The 19405-nt window shown below is 66.6% G+C and carries 11 protein-coding genes, 2 tRNA genes and 1 pseudogene; 4 read left to right on the forward strand and 10 right to left on the reverse strand.

Features of this window, described 5'->3' with window-relative positions; all coding sequences use genetic code 11:
* Window positions 1-13: 13 nt before the first annotated feature.
* The 3 genes from FBF35_RS08785 to FBF35_RS08795 form a co-directional block, all read right to left on the reverse strand.
* Window positions 14-3934: a DNA-directed RNA polymerase subunit beta' gene (locus FBF35_RS08785; protein WP_060565781.1), complete on the reverse strand. Its 3921-nt coding sequence runs from the start codon at window positions 3932-3934 to the stop codon at window positions 14-16.
* Between the two features lie 15 nt (window positions 3935-3949).
* The gene (gene rpoB / locus FBF35_RS08790; protein WP_060565782.1) at window positions 3950-7426 is read right to left on the reverse strand and encodes a DNA-directed RNA polymerase subunit beta; all 3477 of its coding nucleotides are present in this window, start codon (window positions 7424-7426) and stop codon (window positions 3950-3952) included.
* Between the two features lie 257 nt (window positions 7427-7683).
* A tRNA-Ile gene (locus FBF35_RS08795) sits at window positions 7684-7757 on the reverse strand.
* A gap of 141 nt (window positions 7758-7898) precedes the next feature.
* On the opposite strand from FBF35_RS08795, the gene FBF35_RS08800 reads away from it, so the two are divergent.
* Both FBF35_RS08800 and FBF35_RS08805 read left to right on the forward strand, forming a co-directional pair.
* A complete protein-coding gene (locus tag FBF35_RS08800; RefSeq protein ID WP_060565783.1) occupies window positions 7899-9641 on the forward strand; it encodes a pyruvate dehydrogenase in 1743 nt (580 codons plus the stop codon).
* 258 nt (window positions 9642-9899) lie between these two features.
* Window positions 9900-11465: a molybdopterin-dependent oxidoreductase gene (locus FBF35_RS08805; protein WP_060565784.1), complete on the forward strand. Its 1566-nt coding sequence runs from the start codon at window positions 9900-9902 to the stop codon at window positions 11463-11465.
* Window positions 11466-11545: 80 nt separating this feature from the next.
* On the opposite strand, the gene FBF35_RS08810 is transcribed toward FBF35_RS08805, so the two are convergent.
* A complete protein-coding gene (locus FBF35_RS08810; RefSeq protein WP_060565785.1) occupies window positions 11546-12358 on the reverse strand; it encodes a fructosamine kinase family protein in 813 nt (270 codons plus the stop codon).
* Between the two features lie 244 nt (window positions 12359-12602).
* Here FBF35_RS08810 and FBF35_RS08815 point away from each other — a divergent pair, with 244 nt between their 5' ends.
* Entirely contained in the window at window positions 12603-12782 is a 180-nt protein-coding gene (locus FBF35_RS08815) for a hypothetical protein (protein ID WP_060565786.1), read from the forward strand.
* A gap of 771 nt (window positions 12783-13553) precedes the next feature.
* On the opposite strand, the gene FBF35_RS08820 is transcribed toward FBF35_RS08815, so the two are convergent.
* The 3 genes from FBF35_RS08820 to FBF35_RS08830 form a co-directional block, all read right to left on the reverse strand.
* Entirely contained in the window at window positions 13554-14432 is an 879-nt protein-coding gene (locus FBF35_RS08820) for an anti-sigma factor (RefSeq protein WP_060565787.1), read from the reverse strand.
* Window positions 14429-14989 carry a sigma-70 family RNA polymerase sigma factor gene (locus FBF35_RS08825; protein ID WP_060565788.1) on the reverse strand — a complete coding sequence of 187 codons (561 nt, stop codon included), beginning with the start codon at window positions 14987-14989 and terminating at the stop codon, window positions 14429-14431. Before FBF35_RS08825 ends, FBF35_RS08820 begins: the two co-directional genes overlap by 4 nt.
* 103 nt (window positions 14990-15092) lie before the next feature.
* Window positions 15093-16997 carry a cytochrome c biogenesis protein CcdA gene (locus FBF35_RS08830; RefSeq protein WP_316043220.1) on the reverse strand — a complete coding sequence of 635 codons (1905 nt, stop codon included), beginning with the start codon at window positions 16995-16997 and terminating at the stop codon, window positions 15093-15095.
* Between the two features lie 3 nt (window positions 16998-17000).
* Between FBF35_RS08830 and FBF35_RS08835 the strand changes: the two genes are divergently transcribed.
* The gene (locus tag FBF35_RS08835) at window positions 17001-17309 is read left to right on the forward strand and encodes a hypothetical protein (RefSeq protein WP_060565790.1); all 309 of its coding nucleotides are present in this window, start codon (window positions 17001-17003) and stop codon (window positions 17307-17309) included.
* 206 nt (window positions 17310-17515) lie between these two features.
* Here the strand turns inward: FBF35_RS08835 and FBF35_RS08840 are convergent.
* The 3 genes and pseudogenes from FBF35_RS08840 to FBF35_RS08850 all read right to left on the reverse strand — a co-directional run.
* Window positions 17516-17968, reverse strand: a pseudogene (locus FBF35_RS08840) (SIR2 family NAD-dependent protein deacylase); the annotation flags it as partial.
* A 199-nt stretch (window positions 17969-18167) separates the two neighbouring features.
* Window positions 18168-18243: transfer RNA gene (locus tag FBF35_RS08845), tRNA-Ala, on the reverse strand.
* 141 nt (window positions 18244-18384) lie between these two features.
* A complete protein-coding gene (locus FBF35_RS08850) occupies window positions 18385-19359 on the reverse strand; it encodes a hypothetical protein (RefSeq protein WP_060565791.1) in 975 nt (324 codons plus the stop codon).
* Window positions 19360-19405: the final 46 nt, after the last annotated feature.

Raw genomic sequence — 19405 nt, forward strand, 5'->3', positions numbered from 1 at the left:
GTCACGAACCGGATTACTCGCGGAAGTTCATGCCAAAGTCGATGGCGCCCAGCGCGTCGAGGAAGTCCTCGGACACGGAGCCGTCACCGAAGTCGGCCTCGGAGTAGTTCGAGTTCGCCATGGCTTCAGCCGTCGGCTCGACGATGACGTCGTTGTAGCGCGACAGGCCGGTGCCAGCCGGGATGAGCTTACCGAGGATGACGTTCTCCTTGAGGCCCACCAGGGAGTCCGACTTGCCGTTCATGGCGGCCTCGGTCAGGACCTTGGTGGTCTCCTGGAAGGACGCGGCCGACAGCCACGAATCCGTGGCCAGCGACGCCTTCGTGATGCCCATCAGCATCTGGCGACCGGAGGCGGGCTGGCCACCTTCGGCTGCGACGCGACGGTTCTGCGTCAGGTACGCCATGCGGTCGACGAGCTCGCCGGGCATGAACGTCGTGTCGCCGGGCTCCAGGATGGTGACGCGGCGCAGCATCTGACGGACGATGACCTCGATGTGCTTGGCGTGAATGCCCACGCCCTGGTCGCGGTACACCTTCTGGACCTCGTCCACGAGCATCTTCTGGGACACGTTGCGGCCCATGATGCGCAGGATTTCCTTGGGATCCAGCTGGCCCTCGGTCAGCGGGGTGCCGGCCTCGATGTGCTGGCCCTCGGAGACGAGGAGCTTCTGGCGACGCGAGACCTCGATGACCAGGTCTTCCTTGCCGTCGTCACGGGTGATGACAACCTTACGCGCGCTCGGGTCTTCGTCGTCGATGTGGACGCGGCCGGCGGCCTCGTTCATCTTCGCCTCGACCTTCGGGCTGCGGGCCTCGAAGAGTTCCTGAACACGGGGCAGACCCTGCGTAATATCCGCAGCGGAGGCGGCGCCACCGGTGTGGAACGTACGCATCGTCAGCTGCGTGCCGGGCTCGCCAATCGACTGAGCGGCGATAATGCCGACGGCCTCGCCGATGTCGACCTGCTTGCCGGTGGCCAGCGAGCGACCGTAGCAGGCCGCACAGGTGCCGACCTGCGACTCACAGGTGAGGACGGAACGGCAGACGATCTGCTCGACGCCGGCGGCAACCAGCTCGGCGAGCTGATCGTCACCCAGGTCGGTGCCCGCAGGCATGACGACCTCTCCGGCCTCGTTCACCGCGTCACGGGCGAGGTTACGGGCGTAGGCGGTCGTCTCGATGGTCTCGGACGCCTCCCACTCACCGAACTCGTTCTTGTGAGCGATGTCGATCTTCAGGCCGGCGCGGGTGCCACAGTCGGCCTCGCGGACGATAACGTCCTGCGAGACGTCGACCAGACGACGGGTCAGGTAGCCCGACTCGGCGGTACGCAGAGCCGTATCGACCAGGCCCTTACGGGCGCCGTGCGTGGCGATGAAGTACTCGAGAACCGTCAGGCCCTCGCGGTAGTTCGCCTTAATGGGCTGCTCGATCAGCTTCTGCTTCGGGTCGGACACGAGGCCACGCATACCGGCGATCTGCTGAACCTGCGACCAGTTACCACGGGCGCCGGAGTTCACCATGCGGTACACGGTGTTGCGCTCGTCGAAGTTCGCGCGCATGTCGTCGGCGACCTCTTCGGTGCACTGCAGCCACAGCTTCACGAGCTCCTCGTAACGGGTCTCCTCGAGGATGATACCCGTCTCGAACTGCTCGACGATCTCGGCGGCCTTGGCCTCGTAGCGGGCCAGGATCTCGCGCTTACGCGGCGAGGCCTGAATGTCGGAGAACGCAATCGTGATGCCCGACCAGGTCGACCAGTGGAAGCCGGCCGACTTCAGCGCGTCGAGGCAGTCCGCCACGAGCACGTTCGGGTAACGCTGGGTCAGCGTGTTCACGATGTTACCGAGCTGCTTCTTGCCGACGACCTCGTTGACGAACGGGTAGTCGGTGGGCAGCTGCTCGTTGAAGATCGCGCGGCCGAGGCTGGTCTCGAGGATCAGCTCATCGCCGGGCTCCCAGCCCTCGGGGGCTTCCCAGCCCTCGGGGGCTTCCCAGCCCTCGGGCGGCACGGTGCCGTCGGCGAAGCGGATGCGCGCGGTCGCGTTCAGGTGCAGGTTGCCGGCGTCGTACGCCATCTGGGCTTCCGCCTGGCTGGAGAAGTATGGAATCACGGGGTTTCCGTCTTCGTCCTTCTCGACGGGGACCGACGGGTCGGGCGTCGAGGTCAGGTGGAACAGACCGATGATCATGTCCTGCGACGGCATGGCCACGGGGCGGCCGTCGGAGGGCTTGAGGATGTTGTTCGTCGACAGCATGAGGATGCGGGCCTCGGCCTGCGCCTCGGCGCCCAGCGGCAGGTGGACAGCCATCTGGTCGCCGTCGAAGTCGGCGTTGAAGGCGCCACAGGCGAGGGGGTGCAGCTGGATAGCCTTACCCTCAATCAGCTGGGGCTCGAACGCCTGGATGCCGAGGCGGTGCAGCGTAGGTGCACGGTTCAGCAGCACGGGGTGCTCGCGGATGACGTCGTCGAGGACGTCCCACACCTCGGGGCGCTGACGCTCAACCTTGCGCTTGGCGGCCTTGACGTTCTGCGCGTAGTTCTTCTCAACCAGGCGCTTCATGACGAAGGGCTTGAACAGCTCCAGGGCCATCTGCTTGGGCAGACCACACTGGTGCAGCTGCAGCTGCGGGCCGACGACGATAACGGAACGACCCGAGTAGTCGACGCGCTTACCGAGCAGGTTCTGACGGAAACGACCCTGCTTACCCTTGAGCATGTCCGAGATCGACTTCAGCGGACGGTTGCCCGGGCCCGCGACGGGGCGGCCACGGCGGCCGTTGTCGAAGAGGGCGTCAACGGACTCCTGAAGCATGCGCTTCTCGTTGTTGACGATGATCTCGGGGGCACCCAGCTCCAGCAGACGCTTGAGTCGGGTGTTGCGGTTGATGACGCGACGGTACAGGTCGTTGAGGTCGGAGGTCGCGAAGCGGCCGCCGTCCAGCTGAACCATCGGGCGCAGGTCCGGCGGGATCACGGGGATCTTGGTGAGGACCATCGAGGCCGGCGAGTTGCCGGTCGCGACGAAGGCGTTGATGACCTTCAGGCGCTTGATGGCGCGGGCCTTGCGCGGGCCGGAGTCAGAGGCGATGGTCTGACGCAGCGCGGCGACCTCGGCCTCCAGGTCGAAGGTCTCCAGGCGCTTCTGGATGGCGGCAGCGCCCATGTCACCCTTGAAGTAGGTGCCGTAGCGGGCCACCATCGCACGGTAGAGGCGCTCGTCGCCCTCAAGGTCGCCGACCTTGAGGTCCTTGAAGCGCTCCCACACGGCCTCGAGGCCTTCGATGTCGCCGTCGAAGCGGCGGCGAATCTTGGCCATCTCGCGCTCACCCTGCTTGCGAGCGCGCTCGCGCTCGGCCTGCGAGGCGCCGTCCTTTTCCAGGGCGGCCATGTCAGACTCGAGCTGCTCCGCGAAGTCGTTGATCGTCGCGTCGCGGTTGTTCTCCATCTGCTTCTTCTGCACCTCGAGTTCGGCGCGCAGTTCAGCCAGATCCTCGTGGCGACCCTTTTCGTCGACCTCGGTGATCATGTAGGCAGCGAAGTAGATGACCTTCTCGAGGTCCTTGGGCGCGAGGTTGAGCACGTAGCCCAGGCGCGAGGGAACACCCTTGAAGTACCAGATGTGCGTGACGGGGGCCGCCAGGTCGATGTGACCCATGCGCTCACGACGAACGCGCGAGCGAGTGACCTCGACACCGCACTTCTCGCAGACGATGCCCTTGTAGCGCACGCGCTTGTACTTGCCACACGCGCACTCCCAGTCGCGGGTGGGGCCGAAGATCTGCTCACCGAACAGGCCGTCGCGCTCGGGCTTGAGCGTACGGTAGTTGATGGTCTCCGGCTTCTTAACCTCACCGTGGCTCCAGACGGCGATGTCGTCGCCGGTGGCCAGGGTGATCTTCAGGCTGTCGAACGTTTTGGCGTCCAGCAAAGTTATCTCTCCCTATCAGATCGCATCGATGGTCGCCGCAGCGTTCGGACGGGCTTCAAGAGTGATGCCCAGATCCTCACGCGCATTGAAGTCTTCGTCCTGCTCACGCAGGTCAATGACGTTGCCGGCCGCGTCGAGAGCTTCGACGTTCAGGCACAGCGAGCGCATTTCCTGGATGAGGACTCGGAAGGACTCGGGGATGCCGGGCTCGGGGATGTCCTCGCCCTTAACGATGGCCTCGTACACCTTGACGCGGCCGGTGGTGTCGTCCGACTTGATGGTCAGCAGCTCCTGGAGGGCGTAGGCGGCGCCGTAAGCTTCCAGGGCCCACACCTCCATCTCGCCGAAGCGCTGGCCGCCGAACTGGGCCTTACCGCCCAGCGGCTGCTGCGTGATCATCGAGTACGGGCCCGTGGAGCGGGCGTGGATCTTGTCGTCGACCAGGTGGTGGAGCTTGAGCATGTAGGTGTAGCCCACCGAGATCGGGTACGGGAACGGCTCGCCGGAGCGGCCGTCGAACAGGCGCGCCTTGCCCTCGTAGTTGGTGAGGACGTCGCCGTCGCGGTTCGGGTTCACGTTGCGCAGCAGGCCCGCGAGCTCGTCGGCCTCGAGGCCGTCGAACACGGGGGTAGCAACGGGCGTGCCGGGCTCGGTCTTGATGCCGTCGGCGGGCAGGTGCGCCGCCCACTCTTCACCGGCCTCGACAGCGGCCGAGGCATCCCAGCCCTGGTGGGCGAGCCACCCGAGGTGGTACTCGAGCACCTGGCCGACGTTCATTCGGCCGGGGACGCCCAGCGGGTTGAGGATGATGTCGACGGGCGTGCCGTCGGCGAGGAAGGGCATGTCCTCGACCGGGAGGATCTTGGACACGACGCCCTTGTTACCGTGGCGGCCGGCCATCTTGTCGCCGATCGTGATCTTGCGTCGCTGGGCGACGTAGACGCGCACGGTCTGGCGGACGCCGGGGTTGAGGTCGTCTTCGTCGTCGTTGAATTCGCGGACGCCGATGACGATGCCCTCTTCGCCGTGGGGGACGCGCAGGGAGGTGTCGCGCACCTCGCGGGCCTTCTCACCGAAGATGGCGCGCAGGAGGCGCTCTTCGGAGGTCAGCTCGGTCTCGCCCTTCGGGGTGACCTTACCGACGAGGATGTCGCCGGCGGTGACCTCGGCGCCGATGCGGATGATGCCGCGCTCGTCCAGGTCAGCGAGGGATTCCTCGGAGACGTTGGGGATATCGCGGGTGATCTCTTCCTCACCGAGCTTGGTCTCGCGGGCGTCGACCTCGTACTCCTCGATGTGAATCGAGGTGAGGATGTCCTCTTCCACGACGCGACGGCTCAGGATGATGGCGTCCTCGTAGTTGAGGCCTTCCCACGACATGTAGGCGACGAGCAGGTTCTTACCGAGCGCGACCTCACCGTTGGAGGTGGCGGGGCCGTCGGCCAGGACGTCGCCGACCTCGACGCGGTCGCCCTCGTCCACGATAACGCGCTGGTTGGTGCAGTTACCGGGGTTGGAGCGCTCGAACTTCTCGAGGCGGTAGGAGTCGCGGCCGCCCTCGTCCGTGGAAACGACGATCAGGTCCGCGGAGACCTCGGAGACGACGCCGGAGTGCGCGGCGAGGATCATTTCGCCGGAGTCGTGCGCGGCGCGCAGCTCCATGCCGGTACCGACCAGCGGGGCTTCCGTGGTGAGCAGCGGCACGGCCTGACGCTGCATGTTCGCGCCCATGAGGGCTCGGTTCGCGTCGTCGTGCTCCAGGAAGGGAATGAACGCCGCGGCGACGGACACCATCTGACGTGCGGACACGTCCATGTAGTCGACGCGATCGCGGGCGATCAGGGTCGGGTCTTCACCGGCGACACGGCACAGGACGTCGTGCTCGGCGAAGGAGCCGTCGGCCTCGAGGGGCGACGAGGCCTGGGCGATGTAGTGGCCCTTCTCGTCGTCCGCGGTGAGGTAGCGGATTTCGTCGGTGACCTTGCCGTCCTTGACGACGCGGTACGGCGTCTCAATGAAGCCGAAGGGGTTGATGCGCGCGAAGGTCGCGAGCGAGCCGATGAGGCCGATGTTCGGGCCTTCAGGGGACTCGATCGGGCACATACGACCGTAGTGCGAGGGGTGGACGTCTCGAACTTCCATGCCCGCGCGGTCACGCGACAGACCGCCGGGACCCAGGGCCGACAGGCGGCGCTTGTGGGTCAGGCCGGCGAGGGGGTTGTTCTGGTCCATGAACTGCGAGAGCTGGGAGGTTCCGAAGAACTCCTTGATCGCGGCCACGACGGGGCGGATGTTGATCAGCGTCTGGGGCGTGATCGAGTCCGTCTCCTGGGTGGTCATGCGCTCGCGCACGGTGCGCTCCATGCGGGCGAGGCCGGTGCGGACCTGGCCCTGGATGAGCTCGCCGACGGCGCGGATGCGACGGTTGGCGAAGTTGTCGATGTCGTCGACCTCAACGCGGACCTCGACGGGCTCGCCATTGCGGGTGCCGGCGAAGGTCTTGTCGCCCTGGTGCAGGGCGAGGAGGTACTTGACGGTGGCGACGATGTCCTCGAGGGACAGGGTCGAGGCCTTGGGGTCGGCTTCGATGGCCAGCTTCTTGTTGATCTTGTAGCGGCCGACCTTGGCGAGGTCGTAGCGACGAGAGTCGAAGTAGAAGTTGTTGAGCAGCGTCTGGGCGGCGTCGACGTTCGCGGGCTCGCCGGGGCGCAGCTTGCGGTAGATGTCGAGCAGGGCCTCTTCCTGCGTGGCGACCGTGTCCTTCTCGAGGGTCTCGAGGAGGACGGGGTAGTCGGCGAAGGTGTCGCGAATCTCGGATTCGGTCATGCCGATGGCCTTGAGGAAGTGGGTCACCGACTGCTTACGCTTGCGGTCGATACGCACGCCGACGGTGTCGCGCTTGTCGATCTCGAACTCGAGCCATGCGCCGCGCGAGGGGATGATCTTCGCGCCGAAGGTCTCCTTGTCCGACGAGCGGTCCGAGAGCTTCTCGAAGTACACGCCGGGGGAACGCACGAGCTGAGAGACGACGACACGCTCGGTGCCGTTGATGATGAAGGTACCGCGGGGGGTCATGAGCGGGAAGTCGCCCATGAACACCGTCTGGGACTTGATTTCGCCGGTCTCGTAGTTCATGAACTCGGCGGTCACGTACATCGGTGCGGAGTACGTGTAGTCCTTCGCCTTGGCTTCCTCCATGGAGTACTTGGGGGATTCGAGGCGGTGGTCGTGGAACGACAGGCTCATGGTGCCTGCAACGTCCTCAATGGGGGAAATCTCGTGGAAGATTTCTTCGAGGCCGGAGACGTCGGGGACGTCGCCTTGGCCAGATGCCTGAGCGGCTTCGACGCGGGCCTTCCACGCGTCGTTGCCCAGCAGCCAGTCGAAGCTTTCGACCTGCAGGCCCAGCAGATTGGGGGCCTGGAGGGGTTCACGAAGCTTGGCGAACGAGATGCGGTGCTTGGGCTGTTTGGCGGTGCTGTTGGCAGCCAAAGGGGATCCTTCCCTGCATTAACGGTGCGCACGCTGCCTTATCACCCATTATCTGACGCGTCCTGGTCCGTCAAGCGCCTGTTACGACGGCTGGATACGGGTCACCTCGGGCATGATAAGGCGCAAATACTCAGCCTACCGTGAGTCGCATCGCGAGTCAAGGCTGCGTGTGATATGTGCAGGGTTTCACGGGAACGAGGCCGTGGCCAGCTTGTTCGTCAGGCGCGACGCTGGCGGAACCCGGGCTTGGGTGGCGGTGCCCCAAGTCGGGCTTGAACCGACGACCCACGGATTATGAGTCCGCTGCTCTGACCGACTGAGCTATTGGGGCGGTGCCATCCTATCGGAGGAACGCGGGCCTCTTCCACTGACACCCCACCTTGATCCGTCGATCACGCTGAAGCGACATAGGACCTTGGTCATCCTTATGGTTATTTCAGCAGTTCACAGCCAATGAAATGAAGGAGATGGCATGAACGTCGCGGAACAGATTGTGGCTCAACTCGTCGACGCTGGAGTCCACAGGGTCTATGGCATTGTCGGCGACTCGCTCAACCCCATCGTTGACGCCGTGCGCAAGACAGGCGGTTCGAAGAAGGGCGGCATCGACTGGATCCACGTGCGCCACGAGGAGGCGGCGGCGTTCGCAGCATCGGCCGAAGCTCAGCTCACCGGCAAGCTTGCCGTGTGCGCAGGCTCGTGCGGCCCGGGCAACCTTCATCTCATCAACGGCCTGTACGACGCGAACCGCACGGGCGCGCCCGTCCTGGCCATTGCCTCGCACATCCCGAGCGTCCAGATCGGCACGACGTACTTCCAGGAGACCCACCCGGACCGCATTTTCGAGGAGTGCTCGGTCTACAACGAACTCATCTCCTCCGCGGCGCAGTCGCCGCGCACGGTGAACTCGGCGATCCGCCACGCGGTCGGCTTGGGCGGCGTCTCGGTCATTACACTGCCCGGCGACGTCTCCGACCTCAAGGCCGTCGAGCACGTTCCCACCTACGCACCCGCGCGCCCCGCGACGCTTGCTCCCAACGCCACCGACATTGAAGAGGCAGCAGCTCTCCTCAACAAGGCTGACAAGGTCGCGATCTTCGCCGGCGCGGGCGTCGAGGGCGCCCACGACGAGGTCATCGCCCTGGCGGATGCACTCAAGGCACCGATCGGCCACTCGCTACGCGGCAAGCACTTCATCCAGTACGACAACCCCTTCGACGTGGGCATGACGGGTCTGCTGGGCTACGGCGCAGCCGCGGAGGGCATGAACGACGCCGACGTGCTAATCCTGCTCGGCACCGACTTCCCCTACGACCAGTTCCTGCCGTCCACCCCGACCATTCAGGTGGACACGCACGCGGAGAAGCTGGGCCGCCGCACGGACGTCGGCCTCGCGATCCACGCGCAGGTCAAGCCCTTCATCGAGGCACTCCTCCCCCACCTGCGCGCGAATCGTTCCGACTCTTTCCTGAAGTCCAAGATTAAGAAGCACTCGGAGATCATGCACGCTCCCGTGGGCGCCTACACGCGCAACGTGGAGAAGATGCGTCCGATTCACCCCGAGTACGCCGCCCACCTCCTCAACGAGACGGCCGCGAAGGACGCGATTTTCACCGCTGACACAGGCATGTGCAACGTGTGGACCGCCCGCTACATCGATCCCCTCGGCACGCGCCGCCTCATCGGTTCACTACTGCATGGGTCGATGGCGAACGCCCTGCCGATGGCACTGGGCGCTCAGGTCGCCTACCCCGATCGTCAGGTCGTGTCCGTTTCGGGCGACGGCGGTCTCTCGATGCTGCTTGGCGAGCTCATCACCGCAAAGATGTACGACCTGCCGGTCAAGGTGGTCGTCTTCAACAACTCGACGCTGGGCATGGTGAAGCTAGAGATGCTGGTCAACGGCCTTCCCGACTTCCAGACGGATGTCCCGGATACGAATTACGCGGAGATTGCCCGCGCAATTGGTTTCCACGCGGAGCGCGTCGAGGACGCCTCACGTCTGGAGGACGCGTACCGCGAAGCCTTCGCGGCGCCCGGCCCCGCTCTGGTCGAGGTCATCACGGACCCCAACGCTCTCTCACTCCCGCCGGCTATCACGGGCGGCCAGGTCGTCGGTTTCGCGACCGCGATGAGCAAGATCGTTCTCAACCGCGGCATCGCTGAGGCCTTCTCGATGGCCACCTCGAACATGCGCAACATCCCGCGCCTGTAGGTCATTCATATCTCCGGGAACGAGGCCGGGGCTGGGTTCGCACGACCTGGCCCCGGCCTCGTTTTACATGGCCACAACCCGCATTTTATCAACATTCACTTTTCTAAAAGACTGGTTTTTCCCAGCTCAAATATCGCTTGACAAGTGAGAACCTTGTAGCGGACCGCACAGAAAGGCCGTTTGACACCCATTTATGCGCGCATTTTCCCTCTAATCTACGAGGCATTCTATCGTTCACGCCACACAGGAGGAACCGCAATGCACGCGCTCGCAGCAATGGCTAGCGCAGCCGGTGCCGTCGACCTCGATACTTTTCCCGCTTGGCTGAGGATCACCCACTTCATCAACTTCATCATGATGGGCTTCCTCATCCGCTCCGGCTGGGAGGTCCTCGCATCGCACCCACGTCTGTACTGGAACAATCACTGCACGCCCGGATCCGAGTGGCTCAAGTTCACGAAGGACAAGGTGTCGACCGTCCCCGGCGAGTTCACGGCGCGCGACGACCAGCGCAACCTCCACCCGCTGATCTCCCTGCCTGGACGCGGACAGATCGGCCTGGGTCGCGCGTGGCACGCGCTCGTCACGGCCATCTGGCTCGTCAACGGCTTCGTGTACGTTGCCCTCCTCTTCGGGACTGGCCAGTGGCGACGCATCGTCCCCACCTCGTGGTCCATCTTCCCCGAGGCCTGGGAGAGCGCCAAGATCTACATGGGCCTGCAGATTCCCTCCATCGAGCACTTCCAGCCCTATGACGCGCTCCAGAAGCTCATGTACTTCACGGTCGTCTTCATCGTCGCGCCCCTCATGATCGCGACCGGACCCATCATGTCCCCCACCTTCGCGGGGCGCTTCCCCGGGTATGTCAAGATCTTCCGCAACCGCCAGACGGCGCGTTCCATCCACTTCCTGGGCATGGCGTTCTACTGCTTCTTCGTTGTCATGCACGTCGCGCTCGTGTTCATCGTCCACCCGAAGTACAACATCGCGCACATGATGCTCGGCGAAAACTACGACGACATCTCGGCAGCACGATTCGCTCAGGCTGTCACCATGCTGATTATCGGCATCGTCGTGGCCATCGCCCTGTGGATCGGAGCCTCCTACTGGTCCCTGTCGAACCTGCGCCGCACCCAGCGCTGGATCTGGGGTGCCACGCAGCCCATCCGCGCGCTCACGATCGACCGTTTGAAGTCGCGTCAGGTCGCGAAGAAGACCTTCACCGAGGACGACATTTCCCCGTTCCACTGGGTCAACACGCGCCCGCCGACAAAGGAGCAGTCCGAGGAGTACATCGCCCTGCGCGAGGACGACTTCAAGGACTTCCGTCTCGAGATCGGCGGCCTGGTCGAGGAGGAGAAGTCTTTCTCCATCGACGAGCTGAAGGCACTGGGTAAGGTCACGAACATTACGATGCACACCTGCATGCAGGGGTGGACGGGCATCGCGAAGTGGGAGGGTATCCGCCTCAAAGACCTCCTCGAGCAGGTGACGCCCACGGAGGGCGCGCACTACCTGATGGCCACCTCCTTCGGTCACGTCGGACACACCTACGATGGGCGCCCGACCGAGCCCTACTACGAGTGCATCGATCCGTCGATGATCGACGACGATGAGTGCATCCTCGCCTGGGGCATGAACGACGAGCCTCTGCCCGAGGTCTACGGCGGCCCTCTACGCCTGCGTGCCGATTCCCAGCACGGCTACAAGATGGTCAAGTGGGTGCGCCGCCTGGAGTGGATCCACGACTACCACGACGTGGGCGACGGCCAGGGCGGCTCGCGAGAGGATTCGGGCCTGCAGCACTACGACGCTCGCGCCTGATTCCCCCGCCTTCGAGCGTTGCCGCGCCTCCCTCCTCGTCCCCACGCATGCGCGTGCGGGTTCGCGGAGGGAGGCGCGGTCTACGCGTACCTGCGGGCGATCGCCATGGCCTCGGGCACGTAGGAGCGCCCGAAGACGGCACAGTGGATCATGATGATGTGCATCTGGTGGAGGGCGACGCGCTCCCGCCAGCCGTCCTCCAGGCGCGAGGCCTCGTCGTAAGCGGCAAGGATCCGCTCGTAGTGCGGGCAGCCGAAGACCGCGAGGGCCGCGAGGTCCTCCTCGGCGTGGCCGCCCTGCGCGGCGGGGTCGATGAGGACGGCGCCCACCGGGGTCCACATGACGTTGCCACTCCACAGGTCGCCGTGGGTGCGGGCGGCGTCGATGTTGCTCTGGCGGCTTTTCGCTTCTTCGACGAGGCGCGGCTGGCCGTGGTCGAGCGCGCCGGACTCGAGGCACTCACAGAGTTTTTCGATGAGCGTTCGTTCGGCGGCAGTGAAGATGCGGTCGTCAAGGTAGGGGGCGATGCGCTCGCGCGCGTAGAAAGCGCCCCAGGATTCGCCGTGGGACGAGGCCGGGGCCGGGCTCGGGCGGTCGGGTAGCGACAGGTGGGCCTCCCCCATCCAGCCATCCCCCTCGAAGCCGGGCGGCGGCGCACCCAGGTGGCTGGCTCCGGCGGCGTGCGTCTGGGCGAGGGCGCGGCCGAAGTCTTCGGCGGCTCGCGGGGTTGGCGCGATAGAGACCAGACGGGGTTCCTCAAGCCACGTCGCACCGTGATCGAGCACAGGCACGACGGCGGCCCCGGGGTCGGAGGCCCCGGCGAGCCACGCGAGCCCAGCGACCTCGTAAGCGATCCGCCCGCGGCGGCTATCCGCTTTCCTGATGGTGTCCATCGTGTGTGGCCTCCTATCCGCGTGGAAGCTGCGGCGCTCCCTCGTCTCTTGGCGCTTCAGCGCGCGACGAGTCCACGATATCAAGGGCTATGCGGGGCGTAGGTAACTCCTCCAACACTCAGCAGTGCTGCGGGTCGACCAGTCGCCAGCGCAGGTGAGCGCACGGACTAGCGGACTCACGTGCGAACAACACGCCATGCCTGGTGCCGCTGCGCCCGGTCCGCCCCGAACGTAAGGTGGTCCGATGGATGACGCAAACAGCCCCGCCGCCCCCGAGCGCGTTCTCTACGCGCACCTGCCCGAGGGGCCCGGCCGGGACAAGGACCTGCCCGACCCCTGGTACGGGGACTACGGGGACTTCGTGGACACCCTGGCCGTTATCGAGCGCTCCACACCTGCGCTGGTCGACTACGTGCGCCCCTAGGGCGTATCACGTGTGCGGGTGCGGTGGGATCTTTCGGGTATTGTGCCCCCGGCAAGGCCCACTTCCGGCGGGGGTGCCCGCGCCAGGCCTCGCGCCCGCCATGCCGCGGCCTCGGCTCCCGACGACCCGACCAGGTGGCCGGTCGGCGAGGTGACCCGACCCGGCGGGCTGTTTTGCAAGCGTTGTTCCGCATTGGGGTAGGAAACAGGTCATTCGGGCAGGTTAGTAACCTACCCCAATGCTTGGTTTCCTGCCCCAGTGTCGTCCGCTGGGCACTGGAGGGCGCGGCTGTGGTGCGGCGGCACGGCTGCGCCTGGCCCAAGGGCGCCTGGGTCCGGGTGCGCGCCCGCGTCTGCGCCACTTGGGCATTGCCCGCACCACTTAGGCCCCCGACACGCCGGGAGAACCAGGGCCCATTTGGGCCTAAGTGGCGCAGTGGAGCCCTAAGTGGTGTAGCGGTGCGCTAAGTGGTGCAACGGCGGGCTAAGTGGTGAAGCGGCGCACGAAGCCGCGCAACCGCGAGCGAATCCCGCAGCACAGCGTACGAAGCCGCCCAAAGCATCGACAACGAGCCGCACACGCAGCCCCTCCCCACAACCACGCACACAAAAGGACCGGAATCAGACAACACGGCCTAGTCGGGCACGCACGTAAGGGGACTGATTTCCGAAACACACTGCGCATACAACGGCTTGATTCCGCCCTTGTACGCGGTCGCATGTTGCGTAATTCCGATCCTTGTGTGTGTAAAACGGGGCTGCGCGGCGCCGTCTACACTGCGCCCGATTGCCCGTCAGATGATCGTCCCCCGTCCCAGGTGGGCGCGGTTGAGGGGGAGGGCGCCCCTCCCGGGGTGGGGGCCGAGTCCGGGGCCCCGACGCGCAGGACCACCAGGGGCTCGCCCGTCGGCTGGGCGGACCCGCCCTGGGGCTCGAAGGTCAAGAAGATCTCACTGCCCGGCTGGGGCATGATGTCCACGAAGGAGTAGTCCCCGCCCCGCCGCTCGTAAACGCCCAAGGATTCGACGGTGTTTCCGTGGCGCGCCCACACCTGCATCACCTGTCCCTCGGGTGCCCGCAGCGCCGAGGGCGTGGTGATCGCGGTCATCCCCATTTCCGGCGACCAGGTGAGGGTGACAACGTGCCCGTCGGGCATGGTGTCGGTGGAGCGCCGTACGTCTTGCGCCTGGTTGAGGGCGGCGTAGTGACTGGTGGACTCCATTGAGGTCATCGTGGTCCACCGGCCCACGCCGATCCCCGCTATGAAGAGCGCGACCGCCGCAGCCGCCGCGGCGAGGACGCGCGCGAACATGGGGATGGCCCTGCGGTCGCGCGCGGGGGCCTTCCCATGGGCACCTCCGCGGCTTCCGGATCCGGAGTCCGCCCCGGTCTCGGCCGCCACCCCGGAGCCGGAGCCCGCCTCTGATCCTGCCCCCGCCGCAGTGGGCGCCACCATGCGGACGAGGCGCGGGCCGGCGCCGGGGCCGTCCTCCGCTGCGGCCTCCTCAGGGGCCCCCGTCCGCCGCTCCTGCTCGACCTCCTCGATCGCGGCCAGGAGGGCGTCGCGCACGCGCGCCGACGGCTCGACGGGGGCGAGGGAGGCGCCGAGGCGGGCAGCGGTCTCGTCGTCGTCGAAGATGTGGTCGCTCATCGTTCCTCCAAGATGGTGCGCAGGCGGGCGAGGGCCTGGCGGATCGTGCTTTTCACGGTGCCGAGCGGCAGTCCCGTCGCGTCGGCGATCCTCGAATGGCTCAGTCCCCCGAAGTACGACAGGAGGATGACGGTCTTGTGCGGCTCCCCCAGGGAGCCGAGCGCGCGGCGGACGTCTCCGCCCGCGATGCGGGACTCCGCCTCCTCCGCCGTCTGGTCCCAGTCCACGTCCGGGGGCGAGGCGAGTTCGCGGTCGCGCGCCGCCTGGGCCGAGCGCACCCGGTCGATGGCCCGCCTGCGGGCGATGGTGGTGAGCCAGGCGCGGACGCTGCCGCGGCCGGGGTCGTAGGAGGGGGCGCGCCTCCACACGTGGAGGAACGTGTCCTGCAGGACCTCTTCTGCTTGGGCGCGGTCCTTGAGGACGCAGCTGATGAGCGCGAAGAGCGTGGGCGCCCAGGCGTCGTAGAGCCTCGCGAACGCCCGTTTGTCCCCTTCGGCGACCAACTGCAGGTCTTCGCGGCCCAGGTCGCGTTCGGCGGTGTCATTCACGGTGCTCATGATAGAACGCCGTGGCGCCCGGTGCCGGTGGACGCCCGGCGCCGGGCGGGGTCTCCGCCGGGGCGGCGCCGCGAAGGCCACCTGTTCCTCCGCGGCCAAGCCGTCACCCGAAGGTGAAGGAGTAGAGCGCCAAACCCTTGCTGGCCGTGACGGTGAGCAGCCCTGAGGAATCGGTGTCCCCGCTCACCAGCGTCATCGAGTTCGGGGTGCCGCTCACATGCTGGGTGTGGGACTGGCCGTCCATCTCCCAGGTGAGGTCGCCCTCGCCCGAGACCACCAGGTCCACGCGGCGTCCGCGCCACATGAGGCGCAGTTCCGCCTCGTCGTCGGCGGGGCTGATCGACTGGGCGCCGATGGTCCACCGTCCCTGCAGGGCGAAGCGGTCCGCGCCTAACGAGGCCGGGGCCGCGTAGTCGCGCGTCCCGGCGGAGTAGGCCTCCGTCCCCGCGAAGCTTGCTGCACGTTCGTGGCCCAAGTAGGTCTCGGGCGTGCGGTGAAAGGCCACTCCTTCGACGCCGTCGTCGGTGAAGAGCGGGTCGGGCAGCGCGTTGCCCTGGTCGGCCAGGAGCCGGCGGATCAGTGACTCCAGGGTCGCCTCGCCGCCCTCTCCGAAGTGCGTGTAGCGCAGTTGCCCGTGCGCGTCCGCCAGGTACTGGGCGGGCCAGTAGTGGTTGTCGAAATCCGTCCAGGTCTCCAGGTCGGAGTCGACGGCGATCGGGTAGGTGATGCCCAGCTTGTCGCCCCCGGATTGGACGTTCGCGGTCTCCTTCTCGAAGGCGTACTCGGGGGAGTGGACGCCGATGACTTGGAGCCCGTAGGGGTGGTACGCCTCGTAAAGCCTTTCGATCCCGGGAATGGAGCGCTGGCAGTTGATGCACGAGTACGCCCAGAAGTCGACCAGGGTCGCTCCACTGCCCTGGGGGGCCGCCCCGCCGTCCGTGTTGAGCCACGCGGTGGGTTTCAAGGAGGGGAGCGCGCCGCAGTCCGCCAGGGTCGTCGCGCCGTCGACGCAGGCTGAGCGCTGGCCTTCGCCCCTGCTCAGACCCGGATCGGCGCTGCGCTGCAGCGCTGACGTGTAGTCGGGCAGCGCCCTTTGGAGAACGGCGGGCAAGTCGGTGACGATCCCGGCGGCCAACGCCAGGACGGTGGCGCCTGCGGCGATGCGCACGCGCCGCTGGTGGCGGCTGAACGCGGAGACGCGCTCGGTGAGGCGGCGCCCCGCTAGGGCGAAGGCCAGGAGGGGGATCGCTGTGCCCGCGGCGAAGGAGAGCGCCAGGGCCACGGTGTCGGCCCCGATGCGGCCGGTGGAGCCGGCGACGATCACCGCCGCCAGTACGGGTCCCGCGCAGGGCACGTAGGCGGCGCCGAGGACGATGCCCAGGCCGAAGCCGTTGGTCCCCGTGCGCCTACCGGCCTTGGAGAACACGGCGAAGGGCTTCTCCAGGACGTGCATGAACCGTGGGACGATCATGCCCACACCGATGAGGACCAGCAGGACCACCCCGGCCCACCGGATGAAGTCCTGGGGCAGGTGGAGCGCCGTGAGCAGTGTCGAGCCGAGCAGCGTGAATGCTGTGAAGCTGAGGACCAGTCCCGCGACGACCTGGTAGGGCCGCCATTTCGAGGGGGCGCGGGGCACTGGCCGTGTCGCACGGTGGTCTTCCTGTGCGCCGGCAGTCCCCCGAGGGAGATGCCGGTGCCCGGAGCAACAGCGAAGGAAAGGGAGGGGCGCGCCGAAGCGGCGCCACCCGCCATGAAGATGACGGGGAGGACGGGGAGGATGCACGGGGAGATGCCCGTGATGAGGCCACCGAGGAATCCGATGAGGACCAGGGTTGTCATGATGCTCCTTTCGTGTGGTGCTACTCCTGATTCGTCGCAGTCGCAGTCGCGGATCAGCAGATGTCGTGTGTTGTATGTCACTGATGGCTGGATGATCCGTGGCGCTGTTCGCGCCGAATAGGAGGGTGAAGGCGCTAACGGAGCGCCCATCAACAGAAGGAATCACGCAATGAGTATTCGCCGCGCGGCTCTGGCAGCCGCCCTGTCCGTCGTCTTCGCCGCTGGTTTGGCGGCCTGTGGGAACTCCGCCAACGACAAGATGGAGAACCCGTCGTCGCCGTCGATGACGCAGGACACGAAGATGGAGAACTCGATGTCGGGCGATGGCATGAAGGGGGGGATGGACGACGGCAAGATGGACGACGGCAAGATGAACGACGGGAAGATGGACGACGGCAAGATGGACGACGGCAAGATGGACGACGGCAAGATGGACGACGGCAAGATGGACGACGGCAAGATGGACGACGGGAAGTAGGGGTAGCAGTAGGCCGCGGCTCGGGGCGTCCCAGAATCCCAAGGGCGGCGGGCTGATCCATGTGATGTCCCGCCGCCCAGGGCCTATCGATGGGCGCTGGCGGCGCAGTGGGGCGAGCGGGTGCTGTTGCGTGAGTCAGCGCTGTGGGCACCGGGTGCGAAACTGCCTCACGCCGCCACTTACTCTGGCCGCACTGTGGCGCCTGCTCACACGTGCCCCTGGATCTGCGCGAAGACGCGGCCGATGGGCTCGCGGATGATCAGGTCGGCGCGCCCGTCGTAGGGGGTGGGCGTCGCGTTCATGAGGACGAGGCGCCCGCCCTGGTAGTAGTCGATGAGCCCGGCCGCCGGGTAGACCGCCAACGACGTGCCGCCCACGATCAGCATGTCCGCCCCCGCTATGGCCAGGACGGCCCCCTCCAGCGTCGCCGGGTCCAGAGCCTCGCCGTAGAACACGATGTCCGGGCGCACCACGGCGGAGCACGACGGGCAGTGGGGCACGCGCCCGGCCCGGGCCTCGTCGAAGTCGTCGATGGTGGAGCGCGCGCCGCACCCCGTGCACTCCAGCCTCGTCCAGTTCCCGTGGAGCTCGAGCACGCGCTTGGAGCCCGCGGCCTGGTGGAGGCCGTCGATGTTTTGGGTGACCACCGCCTTCAGTTTTGTCCTATAATCCCGAAGCTCGCGGCGCAGACGGCTCGCGGGCGGGCCGCCGCCCACCGGCACACACAGCGGCCCGGCCCCACAACCCGGCCCTGCAGGCGCCCCGAACACCAGCGGCACCAATCAACACAACAACAGGCACCGCACGAACGCGCCCAGGCATACAAAAAACCGACATCCGCGATCGGATGTCGGCCTGTGGTGGAGCTAGGGGGATTCGAACCCCCGACCTTCTCATTGCGAACGAGACGCGCTACCAACTGCGCCATAGCCCCAAGGACTCGAACAGCTTAGCACCATCACAATCGGCCATGCAAGCCGACCACCACCCAGTGCGGCATGACACGAAGCCCACACATGCGACAGCGCCGCGAGCCCGAAGGCCCGCGGCGCGGCATCAGCAGCTGAAAGATCCCCTATTGGGCGCGTCGCGCGTCCAGGACGGCATCCAGGTCGAGGGCGACGGCCTGATCGGCGACGACCTCGGCGGTGGAGCGGGCGCCCACCTGGGCAGTTTGGGCGATCGGGCGAGCCGGGACGGCGGCGGCGATGCGCGGGATGCCGCGCAGGTCGGTGTCGGCGTGGACGATGCGGCCGCGCACGCGCTCGCGCGAGGCGTAGGTGGGTGCAGGGATCGGCGCGACGGTCCAGGCTCGGGCCGGGGTGTCAGCGACCTCAACGACCTCGGGAACCTCGACGTTGAAGACGAGGGAGGGCACGGAGCCGGTCTGAGGCTCGGACGCCTCGACCACCTCGGCGACCTCTTCCAATGAAGAGGAGGAAGACGAAGCCTGAGTCTCCGCAGGGGCAGCGGCGGTGGCGCGCCCAGCGCCGCGCACGTCGCCGCGAAGCTTGGTCAGCAGCTCGAGCTCACGCTCGGAGGCGCGCTGGGAACGCACGGCGGCGACGCGGGAGGTAGCCAGGGATGCGACGAGCGCGGCGGCCGGGATGGCGATCCACGCCCACGCGATAGAGGTCGCCGCGATGACAATGCCGAGCGCGACGGTTGCGAGCGCACACACGCCGGTAACAACCATGCGGCGGCGGCCGGCGGCGCTTTCGGCGGCAAGACGGGCGGCGCGGCGGGCGCGCAGCTTCGCGATCTCACGAACCGCCTTGTTGTTGCGACGGTCGATAACGGGACGCGTGCGCCCCGTGGTGCCCTGGTGCATGCTGCCTCCGCTCATCAACGCGCCCCGCGCCAGGATGGTTCCGCTGGCGTGGTCGCATGTGTCTAATTCTGGCTCATTCGTGTGGATCATGCGCAGCCTCGGAGAGAAACGGTCAATTTCTCGAGACTGAACGATTGCTGTCCTGCGTGCAACGAGCGACGGTACCGTCGCGATGAGCGCGACGAATATCGCTGCAATGACGAGTCCACCAATCTCCACCCTCACAAAGTACGGGCGTTTGTGGCGCTGCGCTTTGTGCGATGGG

Source organism: Schaalia odontolytica (assembly GCF_005696695.1).
In the GTDB taxonomy this organism is placed as follows: Bacteria; Actinomycetota; Actinomycetes; order Actinomycetales; family Actinomycetaceae; genus Pauljensenia; species Pauljensenia odontolytica_C.